Source organism: Gorillibacterium timonense (assembly GCF_001457415.1).
GTDB classification, from domain to species: Bacteria; Bacillota; Bacilli; order Paenibacillales; family NBRC-103111; genus Gorillibacterium; species Gorillibacterium timonense.
Window position 1 is genome coordinate 58,668 of record NZ_LN881720.1, and the last position, 25,430, is coordinate 84,097.

The following is a 25,430-nucleotide window of genomic DNA, read 5'->3' on the forward strand; positions in this document are numbered from 1 at the left end:
GCCGCTTACAAGCCTGTCGGTCCATGGTATAATGGTGAGGTTTATCGAATAGTCCGCCATTTCCGTGACCGGGAGGAGCCAGGGAAAGTGAACTCCATCACAGCTCTCATCACGTTCGTGTCGATCTCGGGTGTTTTGAACGCTCTGATGGGACTTTACGCCGCGACGACGAAAACCCACTTTTCCGGCAACCGCGCATTCATTGGGGTTTCGGCCACCGCTACTCTCTACATCTTCGGGTTCGCAATGGAGCTCGCCAGCTCGACCCTGTCGGAGGTCCAGCTGTGGACCTTGGTCGAATATATGGGGATCGCGTTCTGCCCTCCGTTTTCTCTGCTCCTAGTCATGCACTATACCGCCATGGAGAAATGGCTGAACCGCAAGGTATCGCTTGCGCTGTTTGTCATCCCTATGGTGTCGCTTGCGCTTATCGCCACGAACGACCAGCATCATCTCTTCTATCGCTCGATTTACTGGCGGGAAGGCTCTCCCTTTCCCACGACTGATGTCGTGATGGGGGAATGGTACATCATCCAAGGCGGCTACACCTTCGGCTGCCTGCTGCTCGCCGCGTTGATCCTCATGCGGCAGTGGCGCAAGACTCCGGTCTACCGCAAGCAGGTCATGGCCATGCTGATCGGAAATTTGCTTCCGATCGTCACTTCTTTCCTCTATCTTGTGGGGCTCACTCCCTACGGAATCGATGCGGTTCCGTTTGTGCTGGCCGTGACGTCGGCCAGCTATATTTGGGCGATCCGCTCCACCGGCATGCTGGATATCGCCCCGATTGCCCGGGAATACATCTTTGAGAGTATGCGAGACGGCGTTATCGTGCTTGACCCCCTCGACCGGCTGGTCGACTACAACCGGGCGGCGCAGCGGATCATTCCCGTCTTGTGTACGCCCCATTTGGGACTCACCCTGGACAAGTTGCAGGCGCTGGAAACCGGCGGTAAGAACCTGCTCAGCTGTTTGAACCCGTCCGAGCTGGAAGGCGGTCAGCGGATTCGCTGGGAACAGGCGGATGGGGTGCAGCATTACGACGTCTATATCTCTCCGGTGTTAAACCGAACCGGCACGATGGTTGGACGGATGTTCACTCTGTTCGATGTTACCGAGACGGCTTTCGGGGAAGAACGGCTGCGCTATTTGGCTACCCATGATGGACTGACGCAGATCTTGAGCCGGACCTTTTTTCTGGAACAGGCGGATCAACTCCACCGGATTTGTCTTCAGGAAGGAAAGGACTTTTCGCTTGTGCTCCTGGATGTGGATCACTTCAAGCAAGTCAATGACCGATTCGGCCATTTCGCCGGAGACCGGGCACTGACGCATGTTGTCCGAGTATGCGAGAGGCATTTGGGGGACGGTGCTCTCTTTGCCCGTTATGGGGGCGAGGAGTTTGTTGCGGCGCTGCCTGGAATGAATCTTGCGACGGCCTTCAAGCTGGCGGAAGCGATTCGGAAGGACCTGGAGGAGAGTCCGCTTCCGTGGAACGAGACGCTGATTCCTGTTACTGGCAGCTTCGGGGTTGCCATGGCTCATTCGGACATGGACACCTTGTCGGATCTGCTGCATATGGCCGATAAGGCTCTCTATCAAGCCAAAGAAGGCGGACGCAATTGCATCCGCACAGCTGTGACTTGATCGATAAGCAAGCCGCTGCCTGCCAGGCAGCGGCTTCGTTCAATTCGAACAGGAAAAGATGTAGAAAGTTCGAACGGTGAAGAACAGGGAAGAAGTGGGGAAGAATGGAAGGTTCGCGCGGCTACAAGACCGGCTCCTGCGTCCCGGCCATTTGGATGACGCCGGAGATATCGAGGATAAACGCCACCTTCCCGTTACCCAATATCGTTCCCCCGGCAATTCCGGGAACCCTTCCGATATAACTGCCCAAAGATTTGATGACGACCTCCTGATTGCCCAGCAGCTCATCTACCGCCAGAGCCAGCCGTTTTTCCGCCGATCCGACGATGACCAAGGGAATCTGGCGCTTGGAATCCTCGGCTCTGGCGATCTGAAAGCGCTCGTGAATCCAGGCGACAGGAATCACCTGATTGCGCAGCAGAATGACAGGCTGTCCCTTAATCCTCTGAATGTCCTCGGGCGCGACGCGGACGATCTCGGCGATGTTGCTCATCGGGATGATGAAGGTCTCCTTGCCCAGCTTGACGAGCAAGCCGACGATGATCGCGAGCGTGAGCGGAAGCTTGATCTTGAAGCGGGTCCCTTTGCCCAGTTCGGTTTCGATATCGATCAACCCGTTCAGCTTCTCGATATGGCTCTTGACGATGTCCATTCCCACTCCGCGACCGGAGATGTCACTGATGCGGGCGGCCGTCGAGAAGCCGGGACGGAAGATGAGGCGGATCGCTTCCTGCTCCGTCAGCTGTTCCGCTTCCTCCGCCGTAATGATCTTCTTCTCTAGAGCAGCTTTCTTCATCTTGGCTGGATCGATCCCCGCCCCGTCATCCTCCACATAAATGATGACTTGGTTGTCCTCATGGGCGGCCCGAAGCCTCAGGGTGCCTTTGCGCTCCTTGCCGGCCCTCTCTCGTTTCTCCGGCGTTTCAATGCCATGATCCAGCGAATTGCGAACCAGATGAACGAGCGGATCGGTGATCTCTTCGATTAACGTCCGATCCAGATCCGTGTCTTTCCCGTCCATCACCAGCTTGACCTCTTTCCCCAAATTGCGGGCCAAATCGCGAACCATGCGGGGAAAGCGGCTAAACAGCTGATCGATCGGGAACATGCGGGCCTTCATCACGCATTCCTGAAGATCGCCGATGATGCGGGACAAGTGATCGGACACCTGCTCCAGCTCGTCCACCGATTCGGCGGTAAGGTGCCGCTTTTGCATCCGTTTGACCTGTGCGATGCGGGTTTGGTCGATGACGAGCTCTCCCACCAGATTCATCAGCTGCTCGAGTCGTTCTACATTGACGCGCACCGATTGGTTTTTGTTTTTATCGGCAGCCGATGCGGGAGGGGGAGCCGGCTGCTCCGAAGGGGAGGAAGCTTGCTCTTCCTCCTCCGATTCTTGCTCCCCGTACGTATCAACCTTGACGCGAACGACATCGGTCAGATCGCGCAGGGAAGCCTCAAGCTCGGACTTGCCTTGGATGCCCGAATAGAGGTAGACGACCTCCAAGATTCCCGAGCTCAGCTCGTCGATCTCTTCGACGTCCGGATTGGACAGAAGCACCTCGCCCCACTCGCTGAGCCTAGAAGAGATCAGGTAGACCCTTGCCCCCTTAATGAGGCAATCGGGAGAGATCTGGACATGAATCCAATAGACTTGAAACCCTTGCTCGCGGGCTTCATTCACTTTCAATCGCATATCGGGGAGAGACTCCTGGCTTCTGGCGCTGCGGACAGCAGCGACAGGGGCAGCGGAGTAATCGTTTAGCTCGCGAATCAAGCTGGGCAGATCGACGGGGGAAGGGACCCCCAGCACAATCTGATCCCTGGCGTGCTTGAGCCCGTCCATGGTTCGAAACAGGACTTCAATCAGCTCCAGAGTGACCGGGAGGGTCTTGTTCCGCACTCGCTCCAGAAGGTTCTCCATCGCATGGGTGAGGCGCATGATCTCTTCATAGCCCATGACGGCGGAGGAGCCCTTGATCGTATGGGCGATGCGGAACAGGCTTTGAACGACGGTTTCGGATTCTCCCTCCTGCTCCAGCTTCAATATATCGTTATCCATAAGCAGCAATTGTTCTTCCAGCTCCTCAAGAAAGGCGGCTTTGAACTCTGAATTCAAGAAGGCTCACCCCTGTTCATGAAGCAGGACTTGCTCCAGCTTCAAGATGCCGATCAATCCGTTTGGCGCAAGGCCGATTCCGGTGAATAGATTGCCGTCTCTGCCTCCAACCTGCTCCGGAGGCGGTTGAATCTCGGAGAAGGTGGTGACCCTATTCACCCGATCGACAATGACGCCGACCGTTTCGGCACGGTGATGGACGACTACGATTCGACTCAGCTTGGTAAACTCCTTTTCTGCAAAGGAAAACAGGCTTCTCAGGCTGACGACCGGTACGATGTTTCCTCTAAGGTTGATGACGCCCTTCACATAGTGCCGTGTATTTGGAAGGGGGGTGATGGTCTGAACCTTGATGATCTCATTAATGTCATGGATCGGAATGGCGTACTTCTCTTCTTCCATGTTGAATTCGATGTACTGCTCCGTTCCCGCAGCATGCATGGCTGGGCCCCCTTTCCTTAGTTGACCTTGAAGATGGAGACCGCTTGGTTCAGCCCTTCGGCCAATTGGGCGAGCGATTGCGAGGTGGCTGCCGTCTCTTCGGAAGCGGCCGCCGATTCTTGGCTTGCGGACGAGATGCTTTCGATCGATTGCAGTACGTCACCGGTTTGGGCGGCTTGTTCTTCGCATGCGGCGGCGATTTCATCCACTTTATGCGCGGTTTCTTTAATCGTCTTGATGATCTCTTCGAACGCGCTGCCCGTTTCCTCGGATTGCTTCATCCCATTCGATACGGCGAGTACGCTCTTACGGGTGTTCTCCTGCATGCCCTTGATGATGGTGGTAATCTGCTTGGTTGCGTCGCTGCTGCGTTCGGCCAATTTGCGCACTTCATCGGCCACGACGGCGAAGCCTCGACCTTGCTCCCCGGCGCGCGCGGCCTCGATGGCGGCATTGAGGGCGAGAAGATTGGTTTGTTCCGCGATATCGTCGATCACTTCAATGATTTCGCCAATTCGGTTGGAGTCTTCCTCGAGATGATTCATCTGCTGGTTGACCTGGTTCATGCTGTCGATCGACTGATTGATCTTGATTCCGCCATTGCCTGCGATGGTGGTGGATTGAGTAGCGAGATCCGCCGCCGCTTCCGCATTCTGAGCAACCAGGTTGATGCCTACCGCCAGCTCGCGGAACAGCTCCTGCATATTTAAGGCAGCATTGGCCTGCTCCGTGCTTCCGGAAGCGATCTGTTCGGTGGTGGCGGAGATTTGCTGCGAAGCGGCCGCGACATTTTGCGAGGAATGAATGACTCCTCCGATGAGATCGCGAAGCTTGTGCATCATCTCATTGACGGAATCAGACAGCTGTCCCAGCTCGTCACGGGACTTCGTCACGATGTCTTCCGTCAAATCACCGTTCGCAATTCGTTTCGTTGCTTCGTTCAACCTCTTGAGCGGAACAGAGATCGAGCGGATAATCCAGAGGACGAGAATGACTCCTATGAGAACGGAAATTCCGAGGACGATTAGCGTCGTATTCAGGATGCCACGGGAAGCGTCATTGATCTCCGATACTTCAATGGTTCCGACAACTTTCCAGCCGGTGGCCGGATTCGTAACATACACGGCCTTTTTGGGCAAGCCGTCAACAGTATACGAGATCGTGCCGCTATCCGTTGAATAGAGTTGGTCGATATAGGATTGCGTGTTAGGGGTCCCCACTTCCCTCGTGGGATGAACGAGATAATTCCGGTCCGCGTCGACGACGAAGACGTAGCCCAACTTGCCGATCTTATAGGAGTTAATCTGTTGGGCGAGCCAAGTCAAATCCAATGCGCCGGTTACAACCCCTGAACCGTCATCGGTCGTTTTAGAGGTGGTGACAATGACGTTGCCGGAACCGTCTGCCGAGACAATGGGATCGGATACGACGGCGGTTCCCTTCTTTTCCGTGGCGTTGATGAACCAGGGCCGCTTGGTGGCGTTAAACCCTGCTTCCATCTTCTTATCCGGCGATAGGACCATAAGGCCCGCATTGCTGGCATAGGATACAGAATCATATTGCGAATTTACCGCTATGTACGCGTCGAGAACCTTGCGGATTTCCGGGCTTTGCTCTCCTTGGATCATGCTTCCGTTGATGGACTTTGCCAAGTAGTCCATATCCGACAGGCTGCCCGCGACCAGATCGGAGATTTGCTTGTCGACATATTGAACGTTCTTTTCCGCATTGTCCTGGATTTGGTTTGTTACAGCGGTCTCCGCCTTCCGGTAGGAAAACCAACCGATCGCAGAGCAGGGCAGAATTAAAACAGCAAGAAAAGCGATGATCAACCGGGTTTGAATCGTGAGTTTCATCTGTCCATTCCTCCAATACGTGTGTGAAAATCTCCTTCTGTAGACATGCCTGAATCCGACCAAAGACGTACTGACTTCCGACCGTGAAGCCGCCCCTCCTTTTTGGCTGTAGATCCATGCGACTAAAGTTTTTGTCGAATTATGGATTATAGGAAATTATTTCATGAGGTTACTTCCCTTTCAATTAGGGAAGTTCCTTAAGTCAATGAACAAAGTCTGATGAGGGAGGGGAGATTCCCGTAAGGGAATTAGGTCGAAAGGGGCAGAAGCCGAGGGGGGATCAAGTAGGGAAATGGGCGCAAATAAAGAAAAAGACGCCGGCAGCTTTCCTCGGGCGTCTTCGTTTGAAATCGGGGCTTCGTCTGCTTAGGGATCGCGAAAATATCCGGATTTCTCCGCATACTCAACAAGAGCATGCCGGGAAAACAGCTGCAGCTTGTTCATGATCTTGCTCTTGAACGTTTCCACTGTCTTGACCGATATGGAGAGCTCTTCGGCAATTTCCCTGTTGGAATAACCCCTTGTGATGAAGAACAATACCTCCTGCTCCCGGGAGGTCAAGGATGGTTTGGTTTCCGGATTTGGTGAGGGTTCGGGGGGATTGATCAGTCCGTTCAACAGGGGACGGTTCCGGCGGATCATGTGTTTCATGGCATGGGGGTACAGGTAAGGGGAGCGGTTATAAACGGATCGGATGGCGGTAAACAGGTCCTGATCTCCATAGGTCTTGAGCAGATAGCCCGAAGCTCCGGAGTCGAGAATTTTTCTTAGGTCGTCCGGACCGTCCAGAGCGGTGAAAATCAGGATCTCGACTTGGGGCACCGTCTTTTTGATGAGTTTGGTTGCCGTCAAGCCATCCATAACGGGCATATGAATATCCATAATCACGATATCGGGTGCGAGCTCAATCGTTTTCTCAACCGCTTCCTTGCCGTTCTTCGCAGTGCCGACTACCGTCATATCCGGTTCTGTTTTTAATAATAGGGAAAGACCGTTGCAAAGGATCTCATGATCATCTGCAATCAATATGCGCATGGCCGTACACACCTCTCGGATGACTTAAACCTTGTCAGGATGGCATTTCTCCCTCTTGCTTTGTCAGATAGGAACAAACGGATCGAAGGGTGCAGTTCGATTCGGAAACAAGGGGATGCCGCTTCTTGCGGGGAGGATGAACATAAAAGCCCTCCCGAGTCAGGAGGACTTTCCTATGAGAAACGAATGTTCTAGAGCGAACAATCACAAGAAGCGAACATTGGGAGCGAACATCCGCAGCTCGATGAAAAAGTAAGCTCATGTCTCTCCACAAGTCCCTTACAAATTATAGTCCATAAGATTTGGCGTGGCAACAAACATCACACATGGGAAAAACAGGGGGGTGCTGGAATGGAGCGAGGCTCCTCTATGCTTTTGCAGGCTTTTTCTGTATAATAAAAAGGATGTACTCTTCCAGATGACAAGGAGTGTTCTATAGATGGCATTGAAAGCCGGAATTGTAGGGTTGCCGAACGTTGGAAAGTCGACCCTCTTTAACGCGATTACCCAAGCGGGAGCCGAATCGGCGAACTATCCGTTCTGCACCATTGACCCGAATGTCGGCGTGGTCGAAGTACCGGACGAAAGGCTGGATGGGCTGGCCAAGATCGTCAGTCCGAACCGCATCGTCCCGACCGCGTTCGAATTCGTCGATATCGCCGGTCTCGTCAAGGGCGCGAGCAAGGGCGAAGGGCTCGGCAACAAATTCCTCGCCCATATCCGCGAGGTGGACGCGATCGTGCATGTGGTTCGCTGCTTCGTTGACGAGAACATCACACATGTCTCGGGCAAGGTCGATCCGATCGGCGACATCGAGACGATCAACCTGGAGCTGATCCTGGCCGACCTGGAGTCGGTGGAGAAGCGAATCGACCGCACCCGTAAGAACATGAAGGGCGGAGACAAGAAGTACGCGGGCGAAGTGGAGCTCCTCGAGCGGATCAAGGAAGCTCTCTACAACGACAAGCCGGCGCGCAGCGTGGAGATGACGGACGAAGAGAAACTGCTCATCCGCGACATGCCGCTGCTCACCCTGAAGCAGATCGTTTATGCGGCTAATGTCAGCGAAGCGGAAGCGGGCAATGCCGACGAGAACCCCTTTGTGCAAAAGGTGCGGGAATACGCAGCCGCTGAAGGGGCCGAGGTGGTCCCGATCAGCGCCAAGGTGGAATCCGAAATCGCCGAGCTGGAGGGCGAGGACAAGGAAATGTTCCTTCAGGAGCTGGGGCTTGCGGAATCGGGGCTCAATCGGCTCATCCGGGCGGCTTACAAGCTGCTCGGGCTGTATACGTATTTTACCGCCGGGGTGCAGGAGGTTCGCGCCTGGACGATCCATCAAGGGACAAAAGCGCCGCAAGCCGCAGGGGTCATTCATACCGACTTTGAGCGCGGCTTCATTCGGGCGGAGGTTGTCTCGTACGAGGATCTGACCACAGCCGGTTCCATGGCGGCGGCACGAGAAAAAGGCCAGCTTCGGTTGGAAGGCAAGGATTATGTCGTAGCGGACGGCGATGTCATGCACTTCCGCTTTAATGTATAGCAAGGCAAGGTGGGGAGGAACAGAACCGATGTGATCCGTATTCAGCAAGTACGCGTTCAACCCTACAATGAGAAAGGAAGGGAACCATCATGCTGGACCGTCTGCAAGCGTTGGCGGACCGTTACGAGAAATTAAGCGAGCTGCTGTGCGATCCGGATGTGGCGAACGACTCCGCCAAGCTGAGAGAATACTCGAAGGAACAATCCGATCTCCAGGAGGCGAATGACGCTTACCGGGAGTACCAGAATGTGTGCGAAGAGCTGGAAGCGGCCAAAGAGATGCTGAACGACAAGCTCGACGACGAGATGCGCGAGATGGTGAAGCTGGAGGTCGACGAGCTGAGCGACCGGAAGGATGAGCTGGAGGCGCGGCTGACCGTGCTCATGCTGCCGAAGGACCCGAACGACGACAAGAACGTCATCGTGGAAATTCGCGGAGCGGCGGGCGGCGACGAAGCGGCCCTCTTCGCGGGCGACCTGTACCGGATGTACACCCGGTATGCCGACGGGCAGGGCTGGAAGGTCGAGGTGCTCGACACGAATGTGAACGATCTCGGTGGCTTCAAGGAAGTCGTGTTCATGATCAGCGGCAAGGGAGCTTACAGCAAGCTGAAGTACGAGAGCGGAGCGCACCGGGTGCAGCGCATTCCGGTTACGGAATCCGGCGGTCGGATTCATACATCCACCTCCACGGTGGCCGTCATTCCGGAAGCGGAGGAAGTCGAGATCGACATCAAGGAGAGCGACATCCGCGTCGATACGTTCTGCTCCAGCGGGGCGGGCGGGCAATCCGTCAACACGACGAAATCGGCCGTGCGCGTCACGCACGTGCCTACGGGAATCGTCGCCACCTGCCAGGATGGCAAGTCGCAGAACTCCAACAAAGAGAAGGCGCTGCAGGTGCTGCGCGCCCGAATCTATGACAAATTCCTGCAGGAAGAACAGGCGAAGTATGCCGACGAGCGCAAGAGCAAGGTCGGAACCGGCGACCGCAGCGAGCGGATTCGCACCTACAACTTCCCGCAGAGCCGGGTGACGGATCACCGCATCGGGCTTACGTTGCATCGGCTTGACAGCGTGCTGAACGGCGACCTGGATGAAATCATCGGCTCGCTCACGGTTGCGGTTCAAGCCGAGCTGCTGGATAAAGCCGAGTAATGGCGGCACCATTGGAATCAGGAGGAGTCTGGACATGACGAACACGAATGGGAGAACCCTTCGGGAAGCCTATGTTCAGGCTTCTTCTTTTTTAGCAGCGGCCGGAGTGGATGAGGCCCAGACGAGCGCCCGGCGGCTGCTCGCTCTGCAGCTCGGCATCCCTGACGCCGAGCTGCTGTGGCGCTTTCCTGAGCCGTTTCCGCCGGAAGCGGAGGCGCGGTGGCAGGAGCTGCTTCAGCGCCGGGCGGCAGGAGAGCCACTGCAGTATATCGTCGGGGAGCAGGAATTCTACGGGCTCCCCTTCGCCGTCAGCCCGGCGGTGCTCATTCCGCGGCCGGAGACGGAGCTGCTCGTGGAGGCGATTGTCCGCCACGGGCAACGCATGTGGCCGCCGGGCGGAGCTGAGCCGGTCGCGAGCGCGGACAGGACGGCGGCCGCGGTCCAGTGCCCCGGCTGGGAGGTGGCCGCCGTCGACCTGTCGCCGGAGGCGCTCGCGGTGGCACAGGCTAACGCCGAACAGAACGGCGCGGCGGAGCGAATCCGCTGGCTGCAGGGCGACCTGCTGCTGCCCGTCATCGAGTCCGGCCTCGCGCCGGACATTCTCGTCTCCAATCCGCCGTACATTCCGTCGGCGGATATTCCCGGCCTGCAGCGGGAGGTGCGGCAGCATGAACCGTTGCTCGCCCTGGACGGCGGCTCGGACGGCCTTACGCCTTATCGGAGGATGGCCGAGCAGCTCGCTCAGCTTCCGGCGTGGCCGAGACTCGTCGGCTTCGAGGTCGGACAGGGCCAGGCCGACGAGGTGGCGGAGCTCATGCGGGCCACCGGCCGCTTCGAATGGATCGAGATCGTTCCGGACTACGCGGGAATTCCGCGTCATGTTCTCGCGGGAAGAGGTTGAGGGAAGCGGGGGTCTCCTATTCCGGAGACGCCTGCCTCCTCATCGGACCCCCTTACAGAAAGAGCTTCTCCCACTGCCGACGCTCAAGGGCAGGGGAGAAGCTCTTCTTTATTGTGCATAGAATATGACCAGCGGGAGAAGCTCATTGGCATGAATGGGGGTTGCCTCTACAGCAGGGTACGTAAGACGCGACTAGTGATGGTGAAGGGATGAAAGGGTGAAGGCCGGCCTTGCTCAGCCAATTCCGCGCGATATGCTGCTACAGCTACAGCTACAGCGCAAGCCCGCTCCCCGCCTTACTCGGCAGGCTCCGTTCGATACGGCAAATACAGCGTAAACCGGCTGCCTCGGCCCACCTCGCTGTCGAGGAGGATGAAGCCGCCGAGCAGCTTGGCGAACTCCCGCGAGATGGAGAGGCCGAGTCCGGTCCCGCCATATTTCCGGCTCGTGGTTCCGTCCGCTTGGCGAAAAGCTTCAAAGACAAGCGACTGCTTGTCTTCCGGAATGCCGATGCCGGTATCCTGCACAGTGAAGGCCAGCCAGTCGGGCAGAGGCTTGTCTGTTTCTTCCGAAGAACCGCCCCCCGGATTGTCCGGCTGCGGACGCCCTTGAATGCGGGCGACGACAGCCGGGTTCGTTTCGAAGAAGGAGCCGAAGAAGCCCATCTCGGGCAGCTCCTCCGGCATGCGCTCGGCATGAATGCGGAATGCCTCCAGAACATCGTCCCGGCTTACTCGCTGAATGGAGAAGGCGACCGAGCCTTTTTCGGTAAATTTGAAGGCATTGGAGAGCAGGTTCATCAGAATTTGCTGCAGTCGCTGCCCATCGGTATAGATCAGATCCGGAAGACCGGGTTCGTAGTCGAGGTTGAAGGCGATCGGCTTCTGCTGAGCGAGAGGTTGGAAATTCCGTTCTAGAATCTGCGGAAGCTCCGTCAAATTGACGGCCTCCTGCACCATTTCGAGGCGACCCGCCTCTACCTTGGACAGATCGAGAACTTCGTTGATCAGACGCAGCAGGTCATTGCCGGAGGAATAGATCATCTCGGCGTAGCTTGCCTCTTCCGGCGGCAGCGCTCCGTTGCGGTTCTCCGCAAGCAGCTGGGAGAGGATCAGCATGCTGTTGAGCGGTGTGCGCAGCTCGTGCGACATGTTCGCCAGGAACTCGCTTTTGTATTGGTTGCTCAGCTGCAGCATGCGGGCATGCTCCTCGAGAGCGGCGGTCGTCCTGACCAGCTCGTCGGTCTTGTCCTGCGCAATCTCATATTGAACGGCGAGCTCGCGGTTCGCTTCGCGCAGATGCTCCAGACGGCGGTACTCCATTTGAAAATCCCGCAGCAAAAGAGAGAAAAACGCGCTGAGGAGTACGCTCATCGGGAACGTGAGCGGCGCGATATGGGAGAGATACTCCCAGGCAGGAATCACTCCGAAGAGGGCGATGACGATCACGTTCATCCCATTGATCGCGAGCACGAAGCAGAGATTTTTTTGCCAAAAGGTGAAGGGCTTGTTCTTCATCCACTCATGAAGAGCGGCGGAGAGCAGGCCCAGGATGACCATGTTCATGCACCCCACCCAGGAGGCGGGGCTTAAGGAAAACGTCAAGCGCGACAGTCCGATTCCGGCCCCGATCACGAGGAGCCAATAGGAGGGCCCGACGAACATCGGCGCAATGATCAGCGGAACAAACCGTAGGTCGAACCGGACCTGGTCCGCAAGGGGAAGCCCGAAAAACATCGAGATCCAGCCGCCGCCGATTGCTGCGAGGGCAAAAAGGAGCTGCCGCGTCCTCCGGCTGAAGCCTTGGAGCAGGTACTTGTTGAAGACACTGGCCAGATACGTCAACGTAAGCAGTATGCAGATGTTCGCGAAAAAGGTTTTATACCAGTGCACTCCTGAAGCCTCCGATCGGGCGAGCCTGTTCCTTGCCGTCTTTGCCAAGATCATATCACATAATGACCAGGAAGGCTTACGCCAACAGGCCTAAAGCTAGCGCGAACCCAGAGGGAGCGAGTGCCAGTTGCGTGTCCGAAACTGTGAAAAGAGAAGCGGATCTCGAATGGGGAAGAAGCAGAAGAAGAGGTCGGCGGCAAAGCAATCGGAGTAAGAGTGGGAAGGACCATTAAACAGTTGAAGCAGAGAGCGGCTAAGCAGATCATGCTGCAGGAGTAGGTGGAAATTCTATCAAATCACGATGCGAGAAAAATGCTAGAGACACGTTTAAGAGATTCGCCCCCTGGCCATACTGAGGCTATGATCCTGATGAAGCGGGGCGTGAACATGATGGTGAAACGGGCGAACAATCGGGTTATCGCACTTCTCTTTTTTTCATTGACGATGCTTCTTCTTAATTGGCAGACACAAAAGGCTGACGCTGCCTTCGGACAAGCGGGGATTCCGAGCGAGTCGATTCGCATCCGCATCATTGCCAATTCCGATACGATCCGCGATCAGGCGATCAAGCGCGTGATCCGGGATCGGCTTTCGACCGAACTGACCGGGTGGGTGGCATCACCTTCCGATCTAGCTGCCGCCCGCGTCGCCATCCGCAGCCATCTGCCCGAGATAGAAGCGCTGGTCGGCTCCTTGCTAGAATCGCGGGGGTTTGCCTACGGCTATTCGGTGGAGCTCAGCAAGGTCGAGTTCCCGGATAAGATGTTCGGTTCGCGGCTCTATGCCGCAGGTGAATACGAGGCGCTCCGCATTACGCTCGGAAACGGCGAAGGACAGAACTGGTGGTGCGTGCTGTTTCCTCCCCTTTGCTTTGCCGATGCAGTGGCCAAGGACGAGGACGGAGTGGCTTTGAAAAAAGCGGTTCTGACGAAGAAAGCTGCGGATGACAAGGCCGCGGATAGCGCAGAGAAAGCCAAGAGCGGGAAAAAAGCCGTTGTGAGCAAAGGGAAGGCTGTTGACGGAAAAGGCGAAAGCGGAAGTCAGGCTGCAATCGAGGACGGCGCGGGCAAAGCACCGAAAGCGAAGTTCTTTGTTTGGGAGGCGCTGAAGGATCTGGGGCGCTGGATCAAAGGGCTGTTCCGGTAAAAAACGGCGCTGTGCGAAGGCGGCACTCGCTGGAAAGCTGGAGTTTGTAAGGATGGCTGGGAGCGGCGCTTGTGTGGGTAGCCAGGGCCTACGAGGTAGAGGTCTTGAAGTGACTTCTCGGGGGAGACGCGCTATAATGGGCAACGACATGAAAACTGCGGTGGAATGGCCCGAACGAACGGGAATCCTCCTATAGATAAAGAGGAATGAAGATGACGCAATTGTGGCAGGTACATCCCGCCGAAGCACGGCCGGACCATCCGGTGATCCGGGAAGCGGCTGAACGGCTGCGGCATGGCGAGCCGGTAGCGTTTCCCACGGAGACGGTTTACGGGCTTGGAGCGGACGCCGGCGATACGGCGGCGGTGGAGCGGGTATTCGCGGCAAAGGGAAGGCCGGCGGATAACCCGCTTATCGTGCATATCGCGGACAAAGCCCAGCTTCAAAGCCTGACTTCTCCACCGGACGAACTATCGCAGCGCCTTATGGATGCCTTCTGGCCGGGGCCGCTGACGCTGATCCTCCCCGTGCTGCCGGGCGCGGTGTCCCCGCGCGTGACGGCGGGCCTCGCGACCGTCGGGGTGCGCATGCCGGATCATCCGGTGGCGCTGGCGCTCATCGAAGCGGCGGAGTGCCCGCTTGCCGCGCCGAGCGCCAACCGGTCCGGGCGGCCCAGCCCGACCCGGGCCGCCCACGTGCTGGACGACCTGAGCGGACTCATCGCCGGGGTCGTGGACGGCGGTCCGACCGGCGTCGGCGTAGAGTCGACGGTCGTGGAAGCAAGCCCCGGCCGCATCCACATCCTGCGCCCGGGCGGCGTGAGCGCGGAGGAGCTCCGGCGCGCCGTTCCCGGCGCGATCGTTACGAAGGCCGGGGAAGTGACGGCCGGGGCCGATCCACAGGCGGCGATGAACGCGGAAGCTGCGCTTGCCCCGTCCGCCGAAGAAGAGCGGCCCGAGCAAGAGCACGCTCGCTCCATAGCGGATGCGGCATCCAATGCAGACGCAGGTGACGCGCCGAAAGCGCCGGGCATGAAGTACACGCATTACGCGCCGAAGGGCAAGCTCACGCTCGTTCTCGCAAGCGATTCCGAGCGGCGCACCACTTGGATCAACGACGAGCTCGCGCTGCGGAAAGCAGCAGGTGAGCGGACCGGCGTGCTCGCGGCGGAAGAGCGCGCAGCGGGATATGCCGCTGATGTGGTCGAAGTCTTCGGCCGCGAGGCCGAGCCGGATACGTTCGCCTACGGCTTGTACGAGGCTCTCCGGCGCTTCGATGAAGCAGGCGCTACGTATATCCTCGCCGAAGGTGTGAGCGAGGAGGGCATCGGCGCCGCCGTGATGAACCGGCTGCGCAAGGCGGCGGGCGGCCGGATGGTCCGGCTGGATGGGCCGAAGGCCTAAAGAAGGCATGGAGCTCGCCTTGTGACAAGCGAGCCTTCTGATAGGGAATCCTTGCGATATGGAAGTCTTGCGCTAATAGATATAAGAAACGCAGCGGACAGCAATCCGTCTCTTCGGAGACCGATTGCTGTTTTTTTTCGGAACGAGTGGATCCCCAGTGGCTCAAACAGCTAGGATCGTCCGTTTCGTTCCTTTCAACGGTTTGATACCACGACTACCTGTGTCCTGGCCCGTCTTCGCTTTCGGACATGTTTTCCTCTCCAATCGCATATCCATGAGAAGGAAGCTTGGACGCAGAGACTACGACGCTTCCTTGTTCCGGCGCATCGGGTCCGGAGCGCTGATTTTTCGGGGATTGGCACATACGGGGAAGCGGACGGACCAAGCCGCTTGGGGACAAGCCTGCAAAAGGGGAGTGGAGCATGAATACCGCGCAGTGGGGAGAATGGTTTACGATCATCCTGATGGCGTTTGCTCTCGGACTGGATGCCTTTTCTCTTGGCATCGGCATCGGGCTTCGGGGAATCCGTCTGCTCGACGTGCTCAAGCTGAGCGTGATCATTGCCATTTTCCATGTGGTAATGCCCCTGATCGGGATCTTCACGGGACATTATGTGGGGGAGCTGCTCGGAGATGTGGCCGCATCGGCGGGCGGAGCGCTTCTCGTCTTGCTTGGCGCACACATGATCTACAACTCCCTGCAAAAAAATAAATCGGACACGATCCATTATCGCTCCACCTGGGGGATGATGCTGTTTGCCTTCTCCGTCAGCATCGATTCGTTTTCGGTGGGGGTATCGCTCGGGATGTTTGCTTCGGATCTGATCTTGACGGTTCTGCTCTTCGGAGCCTTCGGAGGGCTGATGTCGATCTGCGGACTCCTCCTCGGCCGCCGGGTCGGAGAGTGGGTGGGCAGCTACGGAGAGGCATTCGGAGGGTTGATTCTGCTCACGTTCGGGCTGCGATTTCTGTTCTAGGGTTCCGCTTGATTCACGGGCTTCACCGTGCTGTTGATAACTCTCGGGCGGGGACTCCTGCACAAAAATGGGGGAGTCGGCAGGAACTTACCGGATGCCGTTTCCCTAACCGTCTTCTTTTAAGGTATAATGAAGGAATCACCCGATTTCTTCGGAAAGGAGACCACTTTCATGGGGAAAACCATATTGTTCGTCTGCACCGGTAACACGTGCCGCAGTCCGATGGCCGAAGGCCTTTTACGCAAGATGGCAAAAGAAGCAGGCTTGTCGATTGAGGTGAAATCGGCAGGGGTCGCCGCCATGGAAGGGAGCTCGATATCCTCCCATTCCCAGAAGGTGCTCACCGACAAGGGAGTGGATGGCCGCCTCCATTCGCAGCCCGTACGGGAACCGCTCGTTCGAGAGGCGGACTTGATTCTGACGATGACCACCCGGCACAAGAACCAGGTGCTCTCGCGTTTTCCGTCAGCCGAAGGGAAGATCTACACCCTCCTGGAATACGCCGGGGGCGATCTGCAGGAAGAGCAGGCGAACGCCGACCGCGAGTTGGTTGAACTGGTAACCCGGCATTCTCTCGGCCAATCGCTGTCGAAGGCGGAGAGAGAACGCGCGCTGTTTCTCGAAAGCTTGGCGCAGGATCAGGACATCCCCGACCCGTTCGGGGGAACCTTGGAGGATTACCGCATCTGCGCGCGCGACATCGAGAGTGCGCTCAGCCGGTTGATCGCCAAGCTGAAGAAGGAATAGAACGAAGGCGGAGGGCCGCTTTACAAACACGGCAAACCCCGCTACTATATAGACAAACATTGCGACTCCGAAGTGACTGGCGGCATAGTGGGATACCACGGTGAAGCTTCGGAGAACGGCCGGCCGCCTGGGCAAGAGCAACGCTTGCGCATTTTTATGTGCGGGCGGGCTCTTTTTTCATATGTGGAGTTCGTGCCAAGAGGGGGCGGTTCGGGTATAATAAGTAGAAATTCCGGATGGAGAAGAAAGGGGAAAGCTTGCATGAAAATCGCAATGGGGGCCGATCACGCCGGCTTCGGTCTCAAGAACAAGCTGGCTGAGGTAGCCAGAAGTCTTGGGCATGACGTGCTCGACCTCGGCTGTAACGGACCGGATTCGGTCGATTATCCCGACTACGCGGCCGCCGTGTGCGGCAAGGTGACGGAGGGAGCCGTGGACAAGGGCGTTCTCATCTGCGGAACGGGAATCGGCATGACCATCGCCGCCAACAAGATCCCCGGCATCCGCTGCGCGCTCGTTCACGATCTCTTCTCGGCGAAAGCGACGCGGGAGCATAACGATTCGAACGTTCTCGCCATGGGCGAGCGGGTGATCGGTCCGGGAGTCGCGGAGGAAATTCTCCGCGTATGGCTCGAGACGGAATTCTCGCAGGGCGAACGGCATCAAGGTCGGATCGGCAAGGTGTCCAAGCTGGAAGGGGCATCCGCCCTTCATCCGTAATCGGGAATCGACGCTGCAATCGTTCGGTTGAGCAGAGGAGGAGAAGGCGATGAGCGAAGCTATAGGGACGGCCAAAGCCGGCCGCGAAGCGGAAGAACAGCAGCACCGTTCGAATGGGTGCGCGGAAGGTCCGGTCGCCCTTGCGGGGACGGCCGGAGAAGAGCTCTCCGCCGCAAGCGCGGTTGCGCCCGAGGAGATTGCGTCCCTTGTGGAGCAGGCTCTCGGGGAGCTGATCGCCGCAGGCGGGCTTGTCGCGGGAAGCCTCGTCGTCATCGGCGCCAGCACGAGTGAGGTGGCCGGGAAGCGGATCGGCTCCTCCGGGAGCCTGGAGATCGCCCGCGGCATCTGGGAGGGCGTTCGCCGCGTCCGTCAGACGAGCGGCATCTGCCCGGTGTTCCAATGCTGCGAGCACCTGAACCGCACGCTCGTTGCGGAGCGGGAGTGGCTCGGCCGCTTCCCGGCCTGGGAGCCGGTGTCGGTCATCCCGGTTCCGCACGCAGGCGGCTCGCTCGCCGCATATGCCTACGGGCAAGCGGTGGCACCGGTCGTCGTGGAAGCGGTGCGGGCGGATGCCGCCATCGACATCGGCTCGACGCTCATCGGCATGCATCTGAAGCCGGTCGCCGTCCCTGTTCGGCCGACGGCGAAGTGGATCGGTGAAGCCACGGTCACGATGGCTTACAGCCGGCCGAAGCTGATCGGTGGGCCGCGAGCCGTCTATGATCCAGCGGCGGCCCGCGAGCTCGGGACGTGTCAATAGATCACCGATAGAAGATTGGTGCGAGACGGGTGGCAGGCCCTGCGGCAGGATGCGGCGACGCAGCCTGAAATTCGCGAATGCCCGGCGGTAAGGGGCTTCTCGGCGTCATGCATTGATTGAAACGCTATACGGTATAAGAATGATGCCGGCAGCTGCCGGTTTTCATGGAGCATGGGCATATGAGTATGAGACATTGGCTTTGGCTATCGGCGTAAACGACGAACACGCAGGCTACCCGCCTGCGTCACGTATATTCGATAATCTTGGGAGGATGGACATGGAACATTTGCGCAAGCAGGACCCGGAGCTTCTCGCAGCGATGGGGAAGGAACTGAATCGCCAGAAGAATAATATCGAATTGATCGCCTCGGAAAACTTCGTCAGCCCGGCTGTACTTGAAGCGATGGGCTCCGTTCTGACCAATAAGTATGCGGAAGGCTATCCGGGCAAACGGTACTACGGCGGCTGCGAATTCGTCGACGTGGTCGAAGACATCGCCCGCGACCGGGCGAAGGAGATCTTCGGCGCGGAGCATGCCAACGTGCAGCCTCACTCCGGAGCTCAGGCGAACCTTGCTGTCTACCTCGCCGCCTTGAAGCCAGGCGAGACGGTGCTCGGGATGAACCTCGCCCATGGCGGGCATCTGACGCACGGCAGCCCGGTCAACGCATCCGGCCTGCTGTATAACTTTGCCGCTTACGGCGTGCGCGAGGACAACTTCCGCATCGACTACGACGAAGTCCGCAAGGCGGCCTTCAAGCATCGCCCGCGTTTGATCGTAGCCGGCGCCAGCGCTTATCCGCGCACGATTGATTTCGAAGCCTTCGCTTCCATCGCTCAGGACGTGGGCGCTCTCTTCATGGTCGACATGGCCCACATCGCCGGTCTCGTCGCCGCTGGCGTTCATCCGAGCCCGGTCCCTTACGCCCAGTTCGTGACCACGACGACCCACAAAACCCTGCGCGGTCCGCGCGGCGGCATGATCCTTACCCGCAAAGCGTGGGCGCAGCAGATCGACAAGGCCGTGTTCCCGGGTACGCAGGGCGGTCCGCTTGAGCATATCATCGCCGCCAAGGCGGCCTCCTTCGGAGAGGTGCTGAAGCCGGAATTCAAGACGTACGCCGAACAGATCGTCAAGAACGCCAAGGTGCTGGCGGATGAGCTGATGGCCGAGGGGCTGACCATCGTGTCGGGCGGAACGGACAACCACCTGATGCTCGTCGACCTGCGGAACATCAACATTACTGGCAAGGCAGCGGAGCATCTGCTCGATGAAGTCGGCGTTACCGTCAACAAGAACGCCATCCCCTTCGATCCGACGAGCCCGAACGTGACGAGCGGCATCCGCATCGGCACGCCGGCCGTCACGAGCCGGGGCATGGACGAGGGCGCGATGAAGAAGATCGGCCAAATCATCGCCCTGACCCTCAAAAATGCGACGGACGAAGCGGCCTTGAACAAGGCCCGCGGCATGGTTCGTGAGCTGACCGAGCAATTCCCGCTCTACAAGGACCTGGCTTATTAATCCATCACCGTGCCCAGTGGCACGAGGAAGAGAGCTTTCCCCGAACAGGTGGAGAAAGCTCTCTTTTTGTGCGGGTAAACTCCATGGATCCGAAGAGGCGTCAATGGGATGGAGAGGGGCAAATAAAGCATACTCGGGTGCTCACCCAAGAATATCCTGTTCATGGTTTTGGAAAAGATTAAATGAATCGGTTGTGCTATAATGGACAAAGTTTTAGGAAAAAACGGTGAATAGCCGTTCGGGAGGATTACTGATGGGACAAGTATTTGTATGCGATCATCCGCTGATTCAACACAAGTTGACGTACATCCGGGATGAAAACACAACGACCAAGGATTTCCGCGAGCTGGTAGACGAAGTGGCGACCCTTATGGCCTATGAGATCACCCGCAGCATCCCGCTGGAAACGGTTACGGTGCAAACCCCGGTGGCTCGCACCGAATCGAAGATCATCTCGGGACGGATGCTGGGCCTGATTCCGATTCTGCGCGCGGGTCTGGGCATGGTGGACGGCGTTCTGAAGCTGATTCCTGCCGCCAAGGTGGGCCATATCGGCTTGTACCGCGACCCCGAGACGCTGCAGCCGGTTGAATACTACACCAAGCTGCCGACCGACGTTACCGAGCGCGAGCTGATTGTCATCGATCCGATGCTGGCGACGGGCGGCTCCGCCATCGCTGCGATCGACGTATTGAAGAAGCTGAACTGCACCCAAATCAAGCTGATGTGCCTGATCGCCGCGCCCGAAGGCGTTAAAGCCATCCAAGACGCGCATCCGGATGTGGATCTGTATGTAGCGGCCATTGACGATCATCTGAATGACCACGGTTACATCGTTCCGGGACTTGGTGATGCAGGAGACCGTCTGTTCGGGACAAAATAATTGCCGTTTTATTGTGAAACCTTCGCTCTGGTGAATCGTACGATAGAGAGTCTTAAGACGGAAGCCGCATTCCGCGCCAACTTCCATGGATAAGGTAAGGTGAGTTTATGAAGCGTCTGAAAGTGATGACCGTCTTCGGGACAAGGCCGGAGGCCATCAAGATGGCTCCGCTTGTGCTGGAGCTTGAGCGTCATCCGGAAGAGATTGAGTCTGTGGTCTGCCTGACCGCCCAGCATCGGCAAATGCTCGATCAGGTGATGGAAACCTTCGCGATCAAGGCGGATTACGACTTGAACGTCATGAAGGACCGGCAGTCCCTGGAGGAAATCACGGTTCGGGTGATTCAGGGCCTTCAACCGGTTTTTGCGGAAGCGAAGCCCGATATCGTGCTCGTTCACGGAGATACGCTGACGACCTTCCTCGCGAGCTACGCCGCTTTTCTCCAGCAGATTCAAGTGGGCCATGTCGAAGCGGGCCTGCGCACCTGGAACAAGCTGTCGCCCTATCCCGAGGAGATGAATCGGCAGCTGACCGGCGTGCTGGCGGATCTGCATTTTGCTCCGACGGCTTGGTCGGCGGGCAATCTGCTCAAAGAGAACAAGCCGAAGGATCGCGTCTATATCACCGGCAACACGATCACGGATGTTCCCCGCTACATGGTTCGCGAGGGGTACACGCATCCGATGCTGGACTGGGCGAAGGGCAAGCGGCTGATCCTGATGACGGCGCACCGCCGCGAATCCCAGGGCGAGCCGCATCGGCAGATTTTCCGCGCGATCAAGCGCATCGCGGATGAGTTTGAGGACATCGCCATCGTCTATCCGGTGCATTTGAGCCCGGCCGTGCGCGAGCCGGCGAATGAGATCCTCGGCGACCATCCGCGCATCAAGCTGATCGATCCGCTGGATGTCGAGGATATGTACAACTTTTATCCGCACACCCACCTGATCCTGACCGATTCGGGAGGTCTGCAGGAGGAAGCTCCTTCCTTCGGCATCCCCGTGCTCGTGCTGCGGGATACCACCGAGCGCCCCGAGGGCGTCGAGGCGGGAACCTTGGAGCTGGTCGGAACGAAGGAAGAGGATGTCTATTCGCGTGCCAAAGCGCTGCTAACGGATTCCGAGCTGTACGGCCGGATGAGCCGGGCCGCCAACCCTTACGGGGATGGCCGCTCTTCGGAGCGAATTGTGCAGGCGATCAAGCATCATTTCGGAATCGCCGCGAAACGGCCGGAGCCGTTTGGAACGGGCGAATGAGAAGAAAATAGCAGGACCATACGGCCGGCGGGGCAATTGCCTCGGACCGGCCGACTTTCATTCGTATTGAGAGGAATGTTGGACGGGGGCAAGATCGAAAAACCTAGGCGTATCAAGGGTTTTCGACGTTTTTTCCAGGATAGGCATAAAGCTCCATATAACAGATATATCAATTTGTCAATAGATTTGGTCACAGTGGAAACGGTAGCAAAAAGAACAAAACGACACAAGTCTTGATTTATCAAGGTTTTTTCGACGTCCGTTCACAGAAGTTTATTTTTTGGTACAATTGACACTACTTCTTGCCTTAGCTACAATGAATGAGGATTCTTTGCGCTATTTTCCATCCGTGAAAGTTCTCGCCTGCAACCGCTTAATGGGGTCATAAGGGGGAGTGCCGCAATGCCGGAACCCGGATCGAATAGGCCGAATGAAGCGTGGAAGGCCGCCGGACTGGTCGGCTCGCTCGGTGTGGAAGTAGCGCTTGCTGTTCTGGGAGGGCATTTTGCCGGCCGATACATAGACCGACTGACGAATGGCGGAAAAACCTGGATGATCGCAGGTACGCTTGCCGGGCTCGTGCTGGGACTTGCCGGAGCGGTTCTCCTCATCAAGCGCTTTTTGGAGGATACGAATGGATGACCTGGCTGTCCTGCTTCGAAAGCTGTTTCGTTTTGCATTTCTCTTTTTTGCCGTCTGCCTGATTCTGGCCCTGATCGTTCCGTCTTTTCGCGCGATGGGGTTCGGCTTAGCACTCGGCACGGCCGCGAGTACGGCCATCACTTGGAATCTCGGTCATCGGACCGAGCGCATCACCCGACAACTTGTTCAAAAGTCGGAGAAAAAAGCTTGGGGCTTAGGGCTGGTCACGCGGCTTGCCATCGTGCTCGCCGCCACTTACCTCGCCTTAAAATCTCCTCAGGTGAATCTCGTTGGTATGGTGATTGGCCTTGTTTCGTTTCAACTCGGCATCATCGTCTACGGAATCCTCTCCGCTTTTAAAAAACATTAAAGGCAAGGTTGGGGAAAGGGGTGAATAATATCCATGCATGAATTTCCGATATGGGATTTGGGTCACGGCCTCCAAGTAGATATCGCCGGCGTCCTGACCATCCTGGTAGCCTGCATCATCGTGTTCGTGCTCGCCCGGTTATCGGTGAGGAACCTCTCCGTCACCCATCCTTCCAAGATGCAAAACTTTATGGAGTGGGTCGTCGAGTTCGTACGAGACATGGTCGCGAGCACCCAGGATCTCAAGACGGGCAAGAAATACGTCTCCCTGGCCATGACGCTGATCATGTTCATTTTTGTGAGCAACCTGCTGGGCCTGCCTCTCCTGATCACGACGGAGCATCACCATCCGCTGGTCGTAGCCGGGCACACGCTGGTCTCGCAGGAAGTGATCGACGAAGCGATTCAGAAAGGGCATGAGGGAGCCGAGGTTTCCTGGTGGAAATCCCCGACGGCTGATCTGTCCGTCACCGCTGGGCTTGCGCTCATCGTGACGGTTATCATCCATCTTCACGGGGTTACCCGGAATACGAAGCATTACCTCAAGCATTATTTCGAGCCGTACTTCTTCTTCTTCCCGCTCAATCTTCTCGAAACGCTGGCTAAGCCGCTAACGCTGGCTCTCCGGCTTTTCGCGAATATCTTCGCGGGGGAAGTGCTGATCTCTACCATCACGATGGCCGGCTTCTTCGGGATCCCGCTCATGCTCGCTTGGCAGGGCTTCAGTATTTTCGTCGGGGCGATCCAAGCCTTCCTGTTCACGATCCTGACGCTCGTGTACATCGCGCAAGCGACGGTTCATGAGGAGGAGCATGCGTAACCTGACAGAACGGTTTTCAATTAGCCAAGCCTATCCAAGCATAAGCTTCAAGCCTGTCTGTGGATCACAATCACCTGGACGGGAATCACTATAACCATCCAAAACCATGTTTAGGGAGGATTTTTACAATGGGAGTAATGGCATATCTCGCAGCAGCAATCGTAGTAGGTCTCGGCGCAATCGGCGCCGGTATTGGTAACGCCTTGATCGTCAGCAAGACGGTTGAAGGGATTTCCCGTCAGCCTGAGCTCCGCGGCACGCTGCAAACCACGATGTTCATCGGTGTCGGTATCGTCGAAGTTGTGCCGATTCTGGGTGTCGTCCTCGCTTTCCTGTTCTACTTTGGCGCTTAAGTTCATATCGTCCGGGTTTGGCGGGGAAGGCCTAAGCCATCCGCGCCTTCCTTTTACTTGTTCCGCCGGAAAGGATGACGCGCAAGCAGGTTGTGCATTTCCGGCTGCTAGCGGTAAACGTTTGGCGTCAAGAGACGCTGAAAGTCGTTTATCTTTGTTGGCCGCTTGCGGCCATGTTGCCGAAGGGAGGACTAACCGTGAGTTTTAATATCATAAATTTTGCCGTGACGATCATCGCGTTTGTTTTACTCTATTTGCTGTTAAACAAGTACGCCTTCGGGCCGCTGTTTGCCACGATGGAGAAACGGCGCGAATACGTCCAAAGCGAAATTAAGAAGGCCGAAGCAAGCCGCGCCGAAAGCGTTCAGTATCTGGAGGACCAGAAGGCGGCTCTTGATACGGCGCGTAAGGAAGCATTCGGTATCGTCGAGCAGGCTCGTCAGGCTTCGAGCCGCCAGGCCGAGGAGATCATTCACTCCGCCCGGAACGAAGCGAACCGCGTGAAGGAAGACGCCGTTCAACAGATCGAAAGCGAGAAGAACAAGGCGATCACCGCTTTGCGCAGCGAAGTGAGCGACATGTCCGTTCGCATCGCGACGAAGATCATCGAGAAGGAAATCGACCCAGGTTCGCAAAAGAAGCTGGTTGACGACTACTTGAAAGAGATTGGGGACGGGCAGTCATGAGCAAGGACACGGCTGCATCCAAACGCTACGCAAAGGCGCTCTATGAACTGGCTAATGAACGGGGCCGCGCCGTGCAGGCGGAAGAGGACCTGAAGCTCATCGCCTCGGCTTTGGAGTCGAGTCGGGAGCTGCAGACTCTCCTTGAACATCCGAGCTTGCAGCCAGATGTGAAGAAGAGTGTTCTCGCTACCCTGTTCGCAGGCAAAGTCACCGAAGAGGTCGAGAATCTCCTAAAGCTCTTGGTGGACCGCCGCCGGGAAGCGCTGCTTTCCACCCTGGCTGCCGACTACAGCAAGATCGCAGGGGAATCGCTCGGCCAGGCGGAAGCGGTCGTGACGACTCCTTTTCCCCTCACGGACGAGGAATCGGTGGAGATCGCCAAGCAGTTCGGCCAAAAGACCGGCAAGAAGATCAAAGTGGTCAATGTCATCGATACGAATCTGCTCGGAGGCTTGACGGTCCGCATCGGCGACATGCTGTATGACGGCAGTCTCTCCGGCAAGCTGTCCCGGCTGCGCAAAACCTTGGTTAGCAGCAAAGCATTGTAGATAGGGG

Annotated in this window: 24 protein-coding genes and 1 riboswitch; of the genes, 19 read left to right on the forward strand and 5 right to left on the reverse strand. The window is 57.3% G+C overall.

What is annotated here, in order from left to right; translation table 11 throughout:
- Positions 1-87 precede the first annotated feature (87 nt).
- Positions 88-1,647, forward strand: a complete 1,560-nt coding sequence (locus BN2684_RS00820; protein ID WP_058300287.1) for a histidine kinase N-terminal 7TM domain-containing diguanylate cyclase — start codon at positions 88-90, stop codon at positions 1,645-1,647.
- Positions 1,648-1,768: 121 nt separating this feature from the next.
- On the opposite strand, the gene BN2684_RS00825 is transcribed toward BN2684_RS00820, so the two are convergent.
- From BN2684_RS00825 to BN2684_RS00840, 4 genes are all read right to left on the reverse strand, one after another.
- Positions 1,769-3,766: a chemotaxis protein CheA gene (locus tag BN2684_RS00825; protein ID WP_058300288.1), complete on the reverse strand. Its 1,998-nt coding sequence runs from the start codon at positions 3,764-3,766 to the stop codon at positions 1,769-1,771.
- Positions 3,767-3,772: 6 nt separating this feature from the next.
- A complete protein-coding gene (locus BN2684_RS00830; protein ID WP_058300289.1) occupies positions 3,773-4,207 on the reverse strand; it encodes a chemotaxis protein CheW in 435 nt (144 codons plus the stop codon).
- A gap of 17 nt (positions 4,208-4,224) precedes the next feature.
- Positions 4,225-6,063 carry a methyl-accepting chemotaxis protein gene (locus tag BN2684_RS00835; RefSeq protein ID WP_058300290.1) on the reverse strand — a complete coding sequence of 613 codons (1,839 nt, stop codon included), beginning with the start codon at positions 6,061-6,063 and terminating at the stop codon, positions 4,225-4,227.
- A 366-nt stretch (positions 6,064-6,429) separates the two neighbouring features.
- Positions 6,430-7,098, reverse strand: coding sequence for a response regulator transcription factor (locus BN2684_RS00840; protein WP_058300291.1), 669 nt, complete (start codon positions 7,096-7,098; stop codon positions 6,430-6,432).
- A 439-nt stretch (positions 7,099-7,537) separates the two neighbouring features.
- Between BN2684_RS00840 and ychF the strand changes: the two genes are divergently transcribed.
- The 3 genes from ychF to prmC all read left to right on the forward strand — a co-directional run bounded on the left by ychF (position 7,538) and on the right by prmC (position 10,696).
- Entirely contained in the window at positions 7,538-8,638 is a 1,101-nt protein-coding gene (ychF, locus tag BN2684_RS00845) for a redox-regulated ATPase YchF (RefSeq protein WP_058300292.1), read from the forward strand.
- Positions 8,639-8,727: 89 nt separating this feature from the next.
- Positions 8,728-9,795, forward strand: a complete 1,068-nt coding sequence (prfA, locus tag BN2684_RS00850) for a peptide chain release factor 1 (RefSeq protein WP_058300293.1) — start codon at positions 8,728-8,730, stop codon at positions 9,793-9,795.
- 34 nt (positions 9,796-9,829) lie between these two features.
- Complete coding sequence (prmC, locus tag BN2684_RS00855) at positions 9,830-10,696, forward strand: peptide chain release factor N(5)-glutamine methyltransferase (protein ID WP_058300294.1); 867 nt, start codon at positions 9,830-9,832, stop codon at positions 10,694-10,696.
- A gap of 296 nt (positions 10,697-10,992) precedes the next feature.
- On the opposite strand, the gene BN2684_RS00860 is transcribed toward prmC, so the two are convergent.
- Positions 10,993-12,588, reverse strand: a complete 1,596-nt coding sequence (locus BN2684_RS00860; RefSeq protein WP_058300295.1) for an ATP-binding protein — start codon at positions 12,586-12,588, stop codon at positions 10,993-10,995.
- A 387-nt stretch (positions 12,589-12,975) separates the two neighbouring features.
- Between BN2684_RS00860 and spoIIR the strand changes: the two genes are divergently transcribed.
- From spoIIR to BN2684_RS00935, 15 genes are all read left to right on the forward strand, one after another.
- Positions 12,976-13,734 carry a stage II sporulation protein R gene (gene spoIIR, locus BN2684_RS00865; RefSeq protein WP_108722139.1) on the forward strand — a complete coding sequence of 253 codons (759 nt, stop codon included), beginning with the start codon at positions 12,976-12,978 and terminating at the stop codon, positions 13,732-13,734.
- 206 nt (positions 13,735-13,940) lie between these two features.
- Positions 13,941-15,137: an L-threonylcarbamoyladenylate synthase gene (locus BN2684_RS00870; protein WP_058300297.1), complete on the forward strand. Its 1,197-nt coding sequence runs from the start codon at positions 13,941-13,943 to the stop codon at positions 15,135-15,137.
- 422 nt (positions 15,138-15,559) lie between these two features.
- Complete coding sequence (locus tag BN2684_RS00875; RefSeq protein WP_058300298.1) at positions 15,560-16,114, forward strand: manganese efflux pump MntP; 555 nt, start codon at positions 15,560-15,562, stop codon at positions 16,112-16,114.
- Positions 16,115-16,285: 171 nt separating this feature from the next.
- On the forward strand, positions 16,286-16,861 hold the full coding sequence (locus tag BN2684_RS00880) for a low molecular weight protein arginine phosphatase (protein WP_058300299.1): 576 nt from the start codon (positions 16,286-16,288) through the stop codon (positions 16,859-16,861).
- Positions 16,862-16,923: 62 nt separating this feature from the next.
- Positions 16,924-17,001, forward strand: a riboswitch (ZMP/ZTP riboswitch).
- 121 nt (positions 17,002-17,122) lie between these two features.
- Positions 17,123-17,581, forward strand: coding sequence for a ribose 5-phosphate isomerase B (gene rpiB, locus BN2684_RS00885; protein WP_058300300.1), 459 nt, complete (start codon positions 17,123-17,125; stop codon positions 17,579-17,581).
- A gap of 49 nt (positions 17,582-17,630) precedes the next feature.
- Positions 17,631-18,341: a TIGR01440 family protein gene (locus BN2684_RS00890; RefSeq protein ID WP_082651669.1), complete on the forward strand. Its 711-nt coding sequence runs from the start codon at positions 17,631-17,633 to the stop codon at positions 18,339-18,341.
- 277 nt (positions 18,342-18,618) lie between these two features.
- Complete coding sequence (locus tag BN2684_RS00895; RefSeq protein WP_058300301.1) at positions 18,619-19,866, forward strand: serine hydroxymethyltransferase; 1,248 nt, start codon at positions 18,619-18,621, stop codon at positions 19,864-19,866.
- A 253-nt stretch (positions 19,867-20,119) separates the two neighbouring features.
- Complete coding sequence (gene upp, locus BN2684_RS00900) at positions 20,120-20,749, forward strand: uracil phosphoribosyltransferase (protein WP_058300302.1); 630 nt, start codon at positions 20,120-20,122, stop codon at positions 20,747-20,749.
- Between the two features lie 107 nt (positions 20,750-20,856).
- Positions 20,857-22,005 (forward strand): non-hydrolyzing UDP-N-acetylglucosamine 2-epimerase, encoded by a 1,149-nt coding sequence (gene wecB, locus BN2684_RS00905; protein WP_058300303.1) that lies wholly within the window; start codon positions 20,857-20,859, stop codon positions 22,003-22,005.
- A gap of 402 nt (positions 22,006-22,407) precedes the next feature.
- Positions 22,408-22,647 (forward strand): AtpZ/AtpI family protein, encoded by a 240-nt coding sequence (locus BN2684_RS00910; protein ID WP_058300304.1) that lies wholly within the window; start codon positions 22,408-22,410, stop codon positions 22,645-22,647.
- A complete protein-coding gene (locus BN2684_RS00915; protein WP_058300305.1) occupies positions 22,640-23,017 on the forward strand; it encodes an ATP synthase subunit I in 378 nt (125 codons plus the stop codon). Before BN2684_RS00910 ends, BN2684_RS00915 begins: the two co-directional genes overlap by 8 nt.
- Positions 23,018-23,050: 33 nt before the next feature.
- Positions 23,051-23,836: a F0F1 ATP synthase subunit A gene (gene atpB / locus BN2684_RS00920; protein WP_058300306.1), complete on the forward strand. Its 786-nt coding sequence runs from the start codon at positions 23,051-23,053 to the stop codon at positions 23,834-23,836.
- Between the two features lie 128 nt (positions 23,837-23,964).
- Positions 23,965-24,189, forward strand: coding sequence for a F0F1 ATP synthase subunit C (gene atpE, locus BN2684_RS00925; RefSeq protein WP_187385734.1), 225 nt, complete (start codon positions 23,965-23,967; stop codon positions 24,187-24,189).
- Between the two features lie 197 nt (positions 24,190-24,386).
- Positions 24,387-24,875, forward strand: coding sequence for a F0F1 ATP synthase subunit B (atpF, locus tag BN2684_RS00930; RefSeq protein ID WP_058300522.1), 489 nt, complete (start codon positions 24,387-24,389; stop codon positions 24,873-24,875).
- Positions 24,872-25,423, forward strand: a complete 552-nt coding sequence (locus BN2684_RS00935; RefSeq protein ID WP_058300307.1) for a F0F1 ATP synthase subunit delta — start codon at positions 24,872-24,874, stop codon at positions 25,421-25,423. The genes atpF and BN2684_RS00935 overlap by 4 nt, the downstream gene beginning before the upstream one ends.
- The last annotated feature ends 7 nt before the right edge of the window (positions 25,424-25,430 follow it).

Bases quoted from the DNA above. Each gene is read 5' to 3' on its own strand.
- BN2684_RS00830 (WP_058300289.1), bottom strand. From the start codon at position 4,207: ATGCATGCTGCGGGAACGGAGCAGTACATCGAATTCAACATGGAAGAA.
- BN2684_RS00835 (WP_058300290.1), bottom strand. From the start codon at position 6,063: ATGAAACTCACGATTCAAACCCGGTTGATCATCGCTTTTCTTGCTGTT.
- BN2684_RS00840 (WP_058300291.1), bottom strand. From the start codon at position 7,098: ATGCGCATATTGATTGCAGATGATCATGAGATCCTTTGCAACGGTCTT.
- ychF (WP_058300292.1), top strand. From the start codon at position 7,538: ATGGCATTGAAAGCCGGAATTGTAGGGTTGCCGAACGTTGGAAAGTCG.
- prfA (WP_058300293.1), top strand. From the start codon at position 8,728: ATGCTGGACCGTCTGCAAGCGTTGGCGGACCGTTACGAGAAATTAAGC.
- prmC (WP_058300294.1), top strand. From the start codon at position 9,830: ATGACGAACACGAATGGGAGAACCCTTCGGGAAGCCTATGTTCAGGCT.
- spoIIR (WP_108722139.1), top strand. From the start codon at position 12,976: ATGATGGTGAAACGGGCGAACAATCGGGTTATCGCACTTCTCTTTTTT.
- BN2684_RS00870 (WP_058300297.1), top strand. From the start codon at position 13,941: ATGAAGATGACGCAATTGTGGCAGGTACATCCCGCCGAAGCACGGCCG.
- BN2684_RS00875 (WP_058300298.1), top strand. From the start codon at position 15,560: ATGAATACCGCGCAGTGGGGAGAATGGTTTACGATCATCCTGATGGCG.
- BN2684_RS00880 (WP_058300299.1), top strand. From the start codon at position 16,286: ATGGGGAAAACCATATTGTTCGTCTGCACCGGTAACACGTGCCGCAGT.
- rpiB (WP_058300300.1), top strand. From the start codon at position 17,123: ATGAAAATCGCAATGGGGGCCGATCACGCCGGCTTCGGTCTCAAGAAC.
- BN2684_RS00890 (WP_082651669.1), top strand. From the start codon at position 17,631: ATGAGCGAAGCTATAGGGACGGCCAAAGCCGGCCGCGAAGCGGAAGAA.
- BN2684_RS00895 (WP_058300301.1), top strand. From the start codon at position 18,619: ATGGAACATTTGCGCAAGCAGGACCCGGAGCTTCTCGCAGCGATGGGG.
- upp (WP_058300302.1), top strand. From the start codon at position 20,120: ATGGGACAAGTATTTGTATGCGATCATCCGCTGATTCAACACAAGTTG.
- wecB (WP_058300303.1), top strand. From the start codon at position 20,857: ATGAAGCGTCTGAAAGTGATGACCGTCTTCGGGACAAGGCCGGAGGCC.
- BN2684_RS00910 (WP_058300304.1), top strand. From the start codon at position 22,408: ATGCCGGAACCCGGATCGAATAGGCCGAATGAAGCGTGGAAGGCCGCC.
- BN2684_RS00915 (WP_058300305.1), top strand. From the start codon at position 22,640: ATGGATGACCTGGCTGTCCTGCTTCGAAAGCTGTTTCGTTTTGCATTT.
- atpB (WP_058300306.1), top strand. From the start codon at position 23,051: ATGCATGAATTTCCGATATGGGATTTGGGTCACGGCCTCCAAGTAGAT.
- atpE (WP_187385734.1), top strand. From the start codon at position 23,965: ATGGGAGTAATGGCATATCTCGCAGCAGCAATCGTAGTAGGTCTCGGC.
- BN2684_RS00935 (WP_058300307.1), top strand. From the start codon at position 24,872: ATGAGCAAGGACACGGCTGCATCCAAACGCTACGCAAAGGCGCTCTAT.